The sequence below is a fragment of the Arthrobacter sp. zg.Y820 genome (assembly GCF_030125555.1).
In the GTDB taxonomy this organism is placed as follows: Bacteria; Actinomycetota; Actinomycetes; order Actinomycetales; family Micrococcaceae; genus Arthrobacter_B.
The window spans coordinates 509,448-521,620 of record NZ_JASKLX010000001.1; the positions used below are offsets into that span (position 1 = coordinate 509,448).

The following is a 12,173-nucleotide window of genomic DNA, read 5'->3' on the forward strand; positions in this document are numbered from 1 at the left end:
GCGCCCGGATCCGGCCCGGACCACGCCCGGATTCGGCCCTGCAACCTGACCGGCAACTGGACCGCCCGGGCCCTGTGTACACGCGATGTTCGGCCTGCGGCGAATATGTCCCCAATTTTGCCCTGCGAAGCAGAGGGCATGGCGTGCATCCGTTACGATCGAGGCCGGATCCCGAAGTACTAGCTGAAAATGGAGTGTGAGTTAACGCAGATGGCAACAGATTACGACGCACCGCGCAAGACTGAGGACGATGGAGCTTCCACCGCCTCACTGGAGGAACTGCAGGCCCAGCGCAGTGTGACACCGTCCGCCACGGCAGTGGACGTCGACGAAACCGACGCTGCGGAAAACTTTGAGCTTCCCGGCGCCGACCTCTCCGGCGAAGAACTGCTGGTCCGGGTGGTCCCGGCCCAGGACGACGAATTCACCTGTGCCTCCTGCTTCCTGGTCCGCCACCGCTCCCAGGTGGCCCTGGAAAAGAACGGGCAGAAATACTGCTCGGACTGCGAAGGCTGATCACCTTGCCTTCCCCGGTGGCCGCCGTCGTGCTGGCGGCCGGGGCGGGCACCCGCCTGGGACTGGGAAACAAGGCACTGCTGCCCTTCCGTGGCCGGCCCCTGATCGAAACCATCATTGCCCAACTGCACGACGGCGGCTGCACCCGGCTCATCGTGGTGCTGGGCTTCGAAGCCGAGCAGGTTCTGGCTAAAATCCGGCTCGGTCCGGCCACCGCCGTCACCAATCCAGACTGGGAGTCCGGCATGGGTTCCTCGTTCCGCTGCGGAGTGCAGGCAGCGGCCGCCTACTGCCCTGAAGCGCCGATCCTGGTGGCCCTGGCGGATCAACCCGGCCTCACCGCGGCCGCCGTTGCAGGGCTGATCGCCCAGCACCGGCCTGGCCGGATCACCGCCGCCGGCTACCGGGTGGCCGGATCCGCTCCCGGCGCGGACTCCCTGCGCCGGGCGCATCCGGTCCTTTTCGACGCGGCGCTGGCCCTGGAAGCCGCCCGCGGCGCCGAGGGCGACGCCGGTGCCCGCGCCTTCCTCTCCGCCAACCCGGGCAGAGTCGACGTCGTGGACTGTTCCGACCTGGGCGACGGCCGGGACGTGGACGCCCCCGCTGACCTGCCGCTGCTGGAAGCCGCACCGGGCCCCGTGTGGCAGCTCCGGTTCAGGAACCGATAGACTGGGCCATTCGTAGGGGAGTATCCACTACGCTGTGATCCGTCAACACGTTGGGCACCGACGCTCCAGCCGGAAACAGCGGGCACCCGTTCACAGGGACGCCGGAGAGACCTATGGTTCTTTGACGTACCCTACGAAAGCGGAGTTCCATGACTGTTTCCCCCCTGATCTGGGGAGTGACGCTAGCCGTCATTCTGGGCCTGCTGGCCTTTGACTATTTCTTCCACATTCGGAAGGCGCACACGCCAACCCTCAAGGAAGCCGGCATCTGGTCCAGCATCTATGTTGGCCTGGCCCTGCTGTTCGGCGTATTGGTCTTCGTCTTCGGCGGATCCGCCGCCGGCGCTGAGTACTTCGCCGGCTATGTGACCGAGAAGGCGCTGTCCGTCGACAACCTCTTCGTCTTCCTCATCATCATCGCCAGCTTCCGGGTTCCCCGCGAAGACCAGCAGAAGGTCCTGCTGTTCGGCATTGTCTTCTCACTGATTGCCCGCACCGGCTTCATCTTCCTGGGCGCGGCACTCATCAACTCCTTCTCCTGGGTCTTCTACATCTTCGGTCTGATCCTGCTGCTCACCGCCGGGAACCTGCTTAAGCCCGAAGGCGAGAACGACGAGGCGGACAACTTCATCATCCGCCTGGCCAAGCGGGTGCTTCCCACCACTGACCACTACGACGGCGACAAGCTCTTCACCGTTGAAAACGGCAAGAAGGTCCTCACCCCGATGCTGCTGGTCATGGTGGCCATCGGCGGAACCGACATCCTCTTCGCACTGGACTCCATTCCGGCGATCTTCGGCCTGACCCAGAGCACCTACATCGTCTTCACGGCCACCGCGTTCTCGCTGATGGGCCTGCGCCAGCTCTACTTCCTGATCGACGGACTGCTGGACCGCCTGATCTACCTCTCCTACGGCCTGGCAGCCATCCTCGCCTTCATCGGCGTGAAGCTCGTGCTGCACGCCCTGCACGAGAACACCCTGCCGTTCATCAACGACGGCCAGCACGTTTCGGTCATCGAGATCAGCACCGGGCTGTCGCTGACCGTGATCATCGGCGTCCTCGTGGTCACCGTCATCGCCTCCCTGGTGAGCCCTGCAGGCAAGGCCACCGCGGCCGTGAAGAACGCCCGCCGGCATGCCACCAGCTACCTGGACCTCTCCTACACGGCGGACGAGGCAGAGCGCGAGCGCATCTACACGGCCCTCTGCGAGGAGGAGCAGCAGATCTTGACGATGGACAAGAAGTACCGCGACAAGGTCAAGGACATCGAATCCATCAGGGCCGAGGTGGCCCGGGCGCACGAGGCGCACGCGAAGTACATCAAGTCCTAGCAATACAGCCAGTACACGCAGTACTGGCAGGACACGCAATACAGCCAGGACACGCAGCACACGCAGCACCCCTGGGGCGCCGCCGGCAAAGCACCAATGCCGGCGGCGCCCTTTTTTCGCGGGCGGGTCAGCGCCGGAGCCGGTGCTCCATGGACACGCCGGAGCCGGGGCCGGCGGGCCGGACCGGCCGGCCTGCCGCCCGGCCGAGCATGGCTCCCGCGACCAGCGCGCCGAGCCCGCCCGCGGCCAGGTCTCCCATGGTGTCCTGGTAACCGACGTTGATGCTCTCGTCCACGAACGTGTAGCCCCACCACTCGCCCAGTTCCCAGAGCACGCTCACTCCGAGGCCGACGGCGAGAACCAGGGCGGGAACCGCGATCCGCAGCGTGGCGCCGGCATGGGGGCTTGGCGCCGGAACCGCACCCAGGCGGGCCAGCAGGAGATAGGCCGTTGCCGCAATGACACCGGTGGCCGCGAAGTGCACCGGCAGATCCCACCAGCCAACGCGTGCGTACAGGTTCACGACGCTGCTCCATGCCGCTGCCAGCAGGGTCAGCCCGTAGAGGCCGTCGAACGCCCGGGAGATGTCCAGGCACCGGGAGATCAGGGTTCCCATCAGCACCAGCAGGAACACGGCCACTTCCACCGGGCCGTACCAAAGAAGAGCCGCCGTGAGGCTGAACAGGCAGAGAAGCCGCACCGCGTCGGCAAAGAACTCTCCGGCACCGGAGGGGCGGCGGAGGAGGGCGTCGATCATGAATTCACGGTAGCGCAGCCCGTTCGGCCGCGGGAGGGCAGCCCCGCCTGGGCCGCCCGCCGGGGAACAGTCAGTGGTCCACCGACGGTTAGACTTCCCCCATGCCTGCCGACCTGCCCTCCGTCAGCGTGGTGATTCCCTGCCTGAACGACGCCGCAGCCCTCGACGCCTGCCTGTCCTCGCTGGCCCGGCAATCGCTGCCGCCCTTCGAAACGGTGGTGGTGGACAACAACAGCACCGATGCCAGTGCCGCTGTTGCCCGCCGGTACGGTGCCCGCGTGGTGCATGAACCGGCACCGGGCATCCCGGCGGCTGCGTCCGCGGGCTACGACGCCGCCCGCGGCCAGATCATTGCACGGTGTGACGCCGACTGTGTCCTGCCCGCGGATTGGGTTCTGCGGATAGCGGAAGCTTTCGCCGCCGAGCCGTCCCTTGGAGCGCTGTCCGGACCGGGCTCCTTCTACGGCTTTCCCCGCCCGGTGGGCGCCGTGCTCAGTGTGCTCTACCTCGGGTCCTACTACCTGGCCATGGGTTTGGCCCTGGGGCATCTGCCGCTCTTCGGATCGAACCTGGCCCTGCGGACATCCGTGTGGCAGCAGATCCGCCCCGCGGTGCACCGGGATGATCCGGAGATGCACGACGACGTCTGCCTCAGCCTGCATGTGGGCCAGCAATACCGATGCCGCTTTGAGCGGACCCTCGTGGTGGGAATGGCGCCGCGTGCGGTCATCGGCACCGCAAACCTTGCCCGCCGTTTCCGCCGCGCCTTCCATACGCTGTGGGCGCATTGGCCCGCGGAGGCGCCGTGGGTGCGCTGGCCGCGCCGCTACGCCTCCGGGTAAAGCGCCGCTACGCCGCCGGGTAAAGCGCCGCTACGCCTCCGGGTAGAGCAGGGGCAGCTGCAGCACCAGCCACGGGCTGAACGCCCAGGGCGCCAGACGCACGGATTCGGCCAGGGCCACCGGATCGGCCCACTTCCAGTCCATGACTTCGTCCGGTGCCGGAACCGGGTCCGCCTCGGTGACCGCTGTGTAGACGGGGCAAATCTCGTGCTCGACGATGCCCGAGGCATCCACCGCGCGGTACCTGAAATCGGGCAGCTTCAGCGTCAGCTGTTCGGGCTGCAGGGCCAGGCCCAGTTCGCGCTCGGCGCGCCGCAGGACGGCGTCGTCGGTTGATTCGCCCGGGCCGGGGTGCCCGCAGAAGGAATTGGTCCACACGCCGGGCCAGGTCAGCTTGCTCAGGGCCCGGCGGGTGACGAGCAGCTGACCGGCAGGGTTGAAGACATGGGTGGAGAACGCCAGGTGCAGAGGGGTGTCGGTGGTGTGCACCGTAGCTTTTTCGTGCGTACCGACGGGCGTGCCGTCCGGATCCACGAGAACGACCAGTTCCGCGTGCTTTACCATTTCTCCTCCGTATGTTCTCCGTGTTTACTTTACCTATGGAGACCAACCCCCTGCTCGACCCAGCAACCGGACACGAGCAGGTGGAGGGCGTCCTGAAGGGATTTTTTGAGCGGGCGAAGCTTCGCGCCGCCAAAGTCAGTCCCAGTTACCTTAGCCTCTGGGAGACGCTGGAGCAGTCGACGGCAGGCGGCAAACGGGTCCGCCCCGGCATTCTCATGACGGCGTACCGCCACCTGGGAGGCACCGACATCGGCGCCGCGGCACGGGTGGGCGCGGCTTTTGAATTGCTGCACACCGCGCTGATCATCCACGACGACGTCATCGACCTGGACTTTGTCCGCCGCGGCCATGACAACGTGTCCGGGGTCTACCGGTCCCTGGCGGAGACGGCGGGACAGACGCGGGAGGCAGCCCGGCACCGCGGCATGTCGACCGGTATCATCGCCGGCGACCTGGCCCTGACCGGCGCCTTTCGGATGCTGGACACCGTGGACACGGATCCGCGGACCCGGCTGCGCCTGGCCGAAATCCTCGACGAGGCGGTGTTCGCGTCAGCGGCCGGGGAACTGATCGACGTCGACTTCTCCTTCTCTCCGGGTGCTCCGCCGGTGCGCGAGATCTTGGACATGGAACGGCTGAAAACCGCCGTCTACTCCTTCGAGGCGCCCCTGCAGGCCGGTGCGGTGCTTGCCGGAGCGGACGACGACGTCGTCGCCATCCTGGGCGACTTCGGCCGGGACACGGGAATCGCCTACCAGCTGGTGGACGACCTGCTGGGCGTCTTCGGCAAGGAGAGCGCCACCGGCAAATCGAACCTCAGCGATCTCCGCGAGGGCAAGCGGACGGTGCTCATCTCGCACGCGTCGCAGGGGCCCTGCTGGGGCGAGCTCTCGCACCTGATCGGCAACCCCGATCTCACGCCCGAAGACGCGGACCGGGCCCGGGCGGTCCTGACCCGGTGCGGTGCCCGCGATTACGCCCAGTCCCTGGCGGAGGAGTTTGCCGCCCGGGCCCGGACCCATCTGGACTCCCCGGCCATCCCCGCCCCGCTGCGCCTGGTGCTGGAACGCATCGTTGCCGGCGCCGTGAACCGGGGACGCTAGGGATGGTCCGCGAAACCGGCCTGGAGCTCTACAACAGGGTGGCGGTGGAAACCGCGTCGGTGATGATCCGCTCCTACTCGACGTCCTTCGGACTCGCCTCACGGCTGCTGCGGACCCGGACCCGGCGGCAGATCGAGGGCATCTACGCGCTGGTGCGGCTGGCCGACGAAATCGTCGACGGCGTGGCTGCCGCCGCGGATCTTCCGCCGGCCGAGGTCGGCCGGATGCTGGACGACCTGGAGGCCGACACCCGGCAGGCCCTGCGCACCGGCTACAGCGTCAACCTGGTGGTCCATGCTTTCGCCCTGACCGCCCGCGCCACCGGCATCACCGAGGAACTGACCACTCCGTTCTTCCGGTCCATGCGCGCGGACCTGCTGCGCACCGAGCACACCCCGGAGTCCTTCGACGACTACGTGTACGGGTCCGCCGAGGTGATAGGCCTGATGTGCCTGCTGTGCTTCCTCGAGGGCACCTCCGTCAGCGACGACCGGCTGAAGCAACTGAAGGAAGGCGCCCAGCGGCTGGGGGCGGCGTTCCAAAAGGTCAACTTCCTCCGGGACCTCGCCGACGACTTCGATGCCCTGGGCCGCAGCTACTTCCCCGGCGTGAGCGTGACCTCGTTTTCGGAGCCGGACAAGCACCGGTTGCTCGATGACATCGACGCCGACCTGCTGGTGTCCGGTGCCTCCATCGCCGAGCTTCCTCCCGCGGCCCGGCCCGCCGTCGCCCTGGCCCAGGAACTGTTCACCGAGCTGTCCCGCCGCCTGCGGGCGACTCCGGCGGAGCAGCTGCGCAGCACCCGCATCCGGGTGCCCAATCCGGTCAAGCTGCGCATCGCGGCAGAAACCCTTGTCACCCACCGCCTCCGCCGCTCGGCGCCGCGCGGGCGAACCGCCGGAAGGCTGTCATGACCCGCAGGACCGAATCCGCACCGCCCCGCACCGCCGTCGTCATTGGCGGCGGCATCACCGGGCTGGCGACCGCCGCCCTGCTGGCCCGGGAGGGCCTTGCGGTCACGGTGCTGGAAAAGCAGCCGGTGGTCGGCGGGCGGGCCGGAACCTGGCAGAGCGCCGGCTTCAGCTTTGACACCGGACCGTCCTGGTACCTGATGCCCGAGGTCTTTGACCATTTCTTCCGGCTGCTGGGCACCTCAGCGGCGGAGCAGCTGGACCTGGTCCGGCTGGATCCGGGCTACCGGGTGCTGTTTGAAGGCTCCGCCGAACCGGTGGACATTGCCGCCACCCGGGACGAGAACGTGAAGTTGTTCGAGTCGCTCGAGCCCGGGGCCGGCGCCCGGCTGGAAAAGTACCTGGACTCCGCCATCGAGGTCTATGACATGGCCAAAAAGCGCTTCCTCTACTCCACCTTCGCCTCCTTCCTGCCCCTGCTGCGCGCGGACGTGCTGCGGCGCGGACCGCGGCTGGCCCAGCTGCTGCTCCAGCCGCTGAGTTCCTTTGTGGCCCGGAAATTCACCGACCCCCGGATCCGGCAGATTCTGGGCTATCCGGCGGTGTTCCTGGGCTCCTCGCCCTACACCACGCCGAGCATGTACCACCTGATGAGCCGGCTGGACCTGGCCGACGGCGTGCTGTATCCGATGGGCGGCTTCACCCGCCTTATCGACGTCATCGACTCGCTGGCCCGGGCCGAGGGCGTCACGATCCACACCGGCGCCGCAGTGACCCGGATCCGCACCTCGGAGTCCGCTTCCCGGCGCAAGCCCCGCGCCACCGGCGTCGACTACACCGACGGTTCCGGGCAGGCGCTCACTCTGGAAGCCGATCTGGTGGTCTCCGCGGCGGACCTGCACCACACCGAGACCATGCTGTTGCCGCAGCGACTGCAGACCTATCCGGAACGCTACTGGCGCCGCCGCATTCCGGGCCCGGGCGGCCTGCTGCTGCATCTGGGCGTGCGCGGCGAACTGCCGTCCCTGGCCCACCACACGCTGCTCTTCACCTCGGACTGGAAAGAAAATTTCGGCAAGATCTTCGGCAGGGACAAATCGGTTCCCGATCCGGCGTCGCTCTATGTCTGCCGACCCAGTGCCACGGATCCGGCCGCTGCGCCCGAGGGGCACGAGAACCTGTTTGTCTTGGTGCCGGTGCCTTCGGACCCAGCCCTGGGCTCCGGCGGGCTGGACGGCGGCGGGGACGAGCGGATTGATCGGATGGCCGATGCCGTGATCGCCCAGATTTCCCAGTGGGCGGACATTCCGGATCTGGCCGACCGCATCACCGTCCGGCGAACCGTGGGGCCGCAGGATTTTGTGCAGGACCTGAATTCCTGGCGCGGCACGCTCCTGGGCCCCGCGCATGTGCTCAAGCAGAGCGCCTTTTTCCGCGGCTCCAATGCCAGCCGCAAGGTGGACGGACTGCTCTACGCCGGCGGCTCCACGCTGCCGGGCATCGGCCTGCCGATGTGCCTGATCAGCGCCGAACTTGTGCTCAAACGGCTCCGCGGGGACACCAGCACCGAAGAGCTGCCGGTGCCTGCCGCAACGCCGGAGCCCGGGCCGAACCAGCGGAGCCGGTCCTGATGGGTGCCGTCTATCTGCTCCTGCTGCTGGCCTCGATCGCCTGCATGGGGCTGCTGGACCACCGGTTCAAGCTGTTCTTCTTCGCCGACGCCCGGCGCGCGGCTCTGGTGACGGTCATCGGCCTGGCGTTTTTCCTGCTCTGGGACCTGGGCGGCATTGGCATGGACATCTTTTACCGCGGTGAAACGCCGATCATGCTCGGTGTTGTCCTGGCTCCGCACCTGCCCGTTGAAGAGGTCTTCTTCCTGGCCTTCCTCTGCTACCTGACCATGGTGCTGTTCGGCCTGGTCTCGCTGGTCCTCCGCCGGGCCGCCCTCCGCCGCACCCAGCACCAGGAAGCACAGCGATGACGTACTGGGCGCTCAACGCCGTGTTCCTGGTTCCGGCCGCCGCCGTGCTGGTTTTCGCCGTCCTGCGCCGGACTGCTGCTGCCCGCCCCGGGGTTCCCGGCCGGAAAGGCGTGCTGGCCGCACTGGCGATCACCGCCGCGGTGCTGCTGGTCCTCACCGCGGTGTTCGACAACGTGATGATCGCTGCCGGCCTGTTCGGCTACAACCCGGACCGGATTTCCGGCGCGTTCATCGGCAGCGCTCCGCTGGAAGACTTCGCCTACGCGCTGGCGGCTGTGCTGCTGCTGCCGGCGCTGTGGCTGCTGCTGGGAACAAAGCCGGGCAGCACGACCCCGCCTGCCGTTGCAGTTGACACCGACACCGAGGAGAAGCAGTGAGCACCTCAACCCGGACCCCGGGATCAACGCTGAGGATGCTGCTGGTCTCGTCCCGGCCATTGTCCTGGGTGAACACCGCCTATCCCTTTGCCGCCGCCTACCTGATCACCACCGGCGGCATCGACCTGACCTGGGTGCTGGGCACGCTGTACTTCCTGATTCCCTACAACCTGGCGATGTACGGCATTAACGATGTCTTCGACTACGAATCGGATCTGCACAATCCGCGCAAGGGCGGGGTGGAGGGCGCCGTCCTGGACCGCGGCGTCCACCGGATCACGCTGTGGGCCGCCGTCGTCACCAATGTGCCGTTCCTGATCGCGCTTATCCTGCTGGGCAATCCGCTGTCCTGGCTGGTGCTTGCCATCAGCGTGTTTGCCGTCATTGCCTACAGCGCGCCGGGGCTGCGGTTCAAGGAACGGCCGTTCCTGGACTCGGTCACCTCCAGCACGCACTTCGTCTCACCGGCGGTCTACGGGCTGGTGCTTGCCGGCGCGGTCTTTACGCCGGGGCTGTGGGCGGTGCTGGGCGCGTTCTTCCTCTGGGGCATGGCCAGCCAGGCCTTCGGGGCCGTTCAGGACGTGGTGCCGGACCGCGAGGGCGGCATCAGTTCCATTGCCACGGTGCTCGGAGCCAGGGCCGTGGTCCGGATCGCCGCCGCCGCCTACCTCGCCGGCGGGCTGCTGATGCTGCTCATCCCGTGGCCGGCCGCGCTCGGCGGTTTGCTGGCGGTGCCCTACATCCTGAACCTGCTGCCGTTCCGGGGGATTTCCGACGCGGACTCGGAGCAGGCCAACGCCGGGTGGAAGCGGTTCCTGAAGCTGAACTTCCTCACCGGTTTCCTCGTGACAATGCTGATCATCTGGTACTGGCCCTCCCGGTAGCGGGATCTGGCCCCTCCCCGGTAGCGCGAGATGGCAGAAAGTGCGTCTCTGAGCGCTGGGACGTGCACTTTCTGCCATCTCGCGGGAAAGACAAGAGCGGCCGGCCCCCGAAGGGACCGGTCGCTCTTACTGTTCAGGGGCAAAGATGTTCGGGCGCAAAGCCCGAGGTGTGGAACTAACCGAAGTTACTCGGCAACGCCCACGAACTCAGCCTTTTCGATCGGCGTGGTGTCGCCGGTCGCCAGGTTCAGGCGCAGCTTCTCGCCCAGGGTCGCGTCAACGTTGGTCCAGTACTGGATCGCGGCTTCGCGGATGTGCGGGCGCTGCACGCCGGAGACGGCACCGGTGATCGTTTCCAGGAAACGCTCCTTGGCGGCGTCGTCGAACACCTCGCGGTACAGGGTACCGGCCTGGCCGAAGTCGCTGTCCTCGGAGTGCAGGGTCGCAGCGGCGCGTACCAATGCGCCGTCGCTCTCCCAGCTGCCGGCGCCGGCCAGCGCTGCGTCGGCCACGGGGCCGCCCAGCGTGTTCGGTGCGTAGACCGGGGTTTCCGGGGTGTTGTAGGAGAAGCGCATGGCGCCGTCCTGCGAGTAGTTGTTGAGCGGAGCCTTCGGCGCGTTGACCGGCAGCTGGTTGTAGTTGGCGCCGATGCGGTAACGCTGGGCATCCGGGTAGGAGAAGATGCGGGCCATCAGCATCTTGTCCGGGCTGGCGTCGATGCCGGGGACCAGGTTCGCGGGGGACAGGGCAACCTGTTCGATCTGCGCGAAGAAGTTCTCCGGGTTGCGGTTCAGGGTGTGGGTACCCACCTTGATCAGCGGGTAGTCAGCGTGCGGCCAGACCTTGGTCAGGTCGAACGGGTTGAACCGGTACGTCTTGGCATCTTCGTACGGCATGACCTGCACGTGCAGGTCCCAGGACGGGAAGTTGCCGGCTTCGATGGCCTCGTACAGGTCGCGGCGGTAGTAGTCGGCGTCGGCGCCGGCAATCTTCTCTGCCTCGGCACCGTCGATTTCATGGTTGCCCTGGTTGGACGTGAAGTGGTACTTCACCCAGAAGCGCTCACCGGCGGCGTTGATCCACTGGTAGGTGTGCGAGCCGAAGCCGGGCATTTCGCGCCACGACGTCGGGATGCCGCGGTCACCCATCAGGTACGTGACCTGGTGTGCGGACTCGGGGGAGTTGGTCCAGAAGTCCCACTGCATGTCGGCGTCGCGCAGGCCGGAACCCGGGAGGCGCTTCTGCGAGTGGATGAAGTCCGGGAACTTGATGCCGTCGCGGATGAAGAACACCGGGGTGTTGTTTCCGACGATGTCGTAGTTGCCTTCGGACGTGTAGAAACGCATCGCGAAGCCGCGGACGTCGCGCCAGGTGTCGGGGGAGCCCTGCTCGCCGGCAACCGAGGAGAAGCGCTGGACGGTTTCCGTCACGGCGCCCGGCTGGAAGACAGCGGCACGCGTGTACTTGGAGACATCTTCGGTAACAACGAATTCACCGAATGCGCCGCCACCCTTGGCGTGCACGATGCGCTCCGGGATGCGCTCGCGGTTGAACTGGGCCAGCTTCTCGACCAGGTAACGGTCGTGAAGGGCGATGGCGCCGTTGGCGCCTGCGCTCAGCGACTGGTCGTCGCTGGCAACCGGAGTACCGGTCTGGGTGGTGGTGAAATTCGACATACTCTCTCTTTCCATAAGGGGGTGAAGCAGGTGAGTCAGGAAGCTTTGGCGGCGCAGTCGGCGCAGATTCCCCGGTAGAGCACATCCGCAATCTGGATGGTCATGCCGTGGGTGTTGTCCGGCGTCAGGCACGGTGCGTGCCCCACTGCGCAGTCCACATCCTCGATCCGCCCGCATTCGGTGCAGATCGCGTGGTGATGGTTGTCGTCCACGCGGGTCTCGTACCGGGCCGGGGAGTGCGGCGGTTCGATCTTCCGCAGCAGGCCGATGTCGGTCAGGTCCGCCAGGACCACGTAGACCGACTGCAGGCTGATGTCGGGAAGTTCGCCGCGCACTGCGGCAGCGACGTCGTCGGCCACCGAATGCGGCAGGCGTTCGACGGCGTTGAGGACCGCCAGCCGCTGCTTGGTGACCCGACGGCCGTGGGCACGCAGCGCTCCGGTCCACGTTTCGGTGGTCTCGGTGGGGGCTGCTGTCGATGTCATGACCCCAGCTAACCACTAATTATGAATAATTCATAATAAGCTCCGTGGTGGCACACTGGATGCAGACGCAAACCA

Annotated in this window: 14 protein-coding genes; 10 read left to right on the forward strand and 4 right to left on the reverse strand. The window is 66.9% G+C overall.

What is annotated here, in order from left to right; all coding sequences use genetic code 11:
- Nucleotides 1-210: 210 nt before the first annotated feature.
- From QNN99_RS02340 to QNN99_RS02350, 3 genes are all read left to right on the forward strand, one after another.
- Nucleotides 211-516, forward strand: coding sequence for a DUF4193 domain-containing protein (locus QNN99_RS02340; RefSeq protein WP_229964803.1), 306 nt, complete (start codon nt 211-213; stop codon nt 514-516).
- A 5-nt stretch (nt 517-521) separates the two neighbouring features.
- Complete coding sequence (locus QNN99_RS02345; RefSeq protein ID WP_229964804.1) at nt 522-1,184, forward strand: nucleotidyltransferase family protein; 663 nt, start codon at nt 522-524, stop codon at nt 1,182-1,184.
- 149 nt (nt 1,185-1,333) lie between these two features.
- Nucleotides 1,334-2,518: a TerC family protein gene (locus QNN99_RS02350; RefSeq protein WP_229964805.1), complete on the forward strand. Its 1,185-nt coding sequence runs from the start codon at nt 1,334-1,336 to the stop codon at nt 2,516-2,518.
- 127 nt (nt 2,519-2,645) lie between these two features.
- On the opposite strand, the gene QNN99_RS02355 is transcribed toward QNN99_RS02350, so the two are convergent.
- Nucleotides 2,646-3,275, reverse strand: coding sequence for a DUF2238 domain-containing protein (locus QNN99_RS02355; RefSeq protein ID WP_229964806.1), 630 nt, complete (start codon nt 3,273-3,275; stop codon nt 2,646-2,648).
- A 101-nt stretch (nt 3,276-3,376) separates the two neighbouring features.
- Here QNN99_RS02355 and QNN99_RS02360 point away from each other — a divergent pair, with 101 nt between their 5' ends.
- Entirely contained in the window at nt 3,377-4,117 is a 741-nt protein-coding gene (locus QNN99_RS02360; RefSeq protein ID WP_229964807.1) for a glycosyltransferase family A protein, read from the forward strand.
- A gap of 30 nt (nt 4,118-4,147) precedes the next feature.
- On the opposite strand, the gene idi is transcribed toward QNN99_RS02360, so the two are convergent.
- Complete coding sequence (idi, locus tag QNN99_RS02365; RefSeq protein WP_229964808.1) at nt 4,148-4,681, reverse strand: isopentenyl-diphosphate Delta-isomerase; 534 nt, start codon at nt 4,679-4,681, stop codon at nt 4,148-4,150.
- 35 nt (nt 4,682-4,716) lie between these two features.
- On the opposite strand from idi, the gene QNN99_RS02370 reads away from it, so the two are divergent.
- From QNN99_RS02370 to QNN99_RS02395, 6 genes are read left to right on the forward strand one after another with little or no spacing between them, the layout of a single operon-like run.
- Nucleotides 4,717-5,784: a polyprenyl synthetase family protein gene (locus QNN99_RS02370; RefSeq protein ID WP_229964809.1), complete on the forward strand. Its 1,068-nt coding sequence runs from the start codon at nt 4,717-4,719 to the stop codon at nt 5,782-5,784.
- Between the two features lie 2 nt (nt 5,785-5,786).
- Nucleotides 5,787-6,698, forward strand: a complete 912-nt coding sequence (locus QNN99_RS02375; protein WP_229964810.1) for a phytoene/squalene synthase family protein — start codon at nt 5,787-5,789, stop codon at nt 6,696-6,698.
- On the forward strand, nt 6,695-8,326 hold the full coding sequence (crtI, locus tag QNN99_RS02380) for a phytoene desaturase family protein (RefSeq protein WP_229964811.1): 1,632 nt from the start codon (nt 6,695-6,697) through the stop codon (nt 8,324-8,326). The genes QNN99_RS02375 and crtI overlap by 4 nt, the downstream gene beginning before the upstream one ends.
- Nucleotides 8,326-8,676 carry a lycopene cyclase domain-containing protein gene (locus QNN99_RS02385; RefSeq protein WP_229964812.1) on the forward strand — a complete coding sequence of 117 codons (351 nt, stop codon included), beginning with the start codon at nt 8,326-8,328 and terminating at the stop codon, nt 8,674-8,676. Before crtI ends, QNN99_RS02385 begins: the two co-directional genes overlap by 1 nt.
- Complete coding sequence (locus QNN99_RS02390; RefSeq protein WP_229964813.1) at nt 8,673-9,053, forward strand: lycopene cyclase domain-containing protein; 381 nt, start codon at nt 8,673-8,675, stop codon at nt 9,051-9,053. The genes QNN99_RS02385 and QNN99_RS02390 overlap by 4 nt, the downstream gene beginning before the upstream one ends.
- Nucleotides 9,050-9,937 (forward strand): prenyltransferase, encoded by an 888-nt coding sequence (locus QNN99_RS02395; protein WP_442860462.1) that lies wholly within the window; start codon nt 9,050-9,052, stop codon nt 9,935-9,937. The genes QNN99_RS02390 and QNN99_RS02395 overlap by 4 nt, the downstream gene beginning before the upstream one ends.
- A gap of 185 nt (nt 9,938-10,122) precedes the next feature.
- Here QNN99_RS02395 and QNN99_RS02400 read toward each other — a convergent pair whose 3' ends face one another.
- Together QNN99_RS02400 and QNN99_RS02405 are read right to left on the reverse strand one after the other, a co-directional pair.
- On the reverse strand, nt 10,123-11,613 hold the full coding sequence (locus QNN99_RS02400) for a catalase (RefSeq protein WP_229964814.1): 1,491 nt from the start codon (nt 11,611-11,613) through the stop codon (nt 10,123-10,125).
- A 35-nt stretch (nt 11,614-11,648) separates the two neighbouring features.
- On the reverse strand, nt 11,649-12,098 hold the full coding sequence (locus tag QNN99_RS02405; RefSeq protein WP_229964815.1) for a Fur family transcriptional regulator: 450 nt from the start codon (nt 12,096-12,098) through the stop codon (nt 11,649-11,651).
- Nucleotides 12,099-12,173 lie beyond the last annotated feature (75 nt).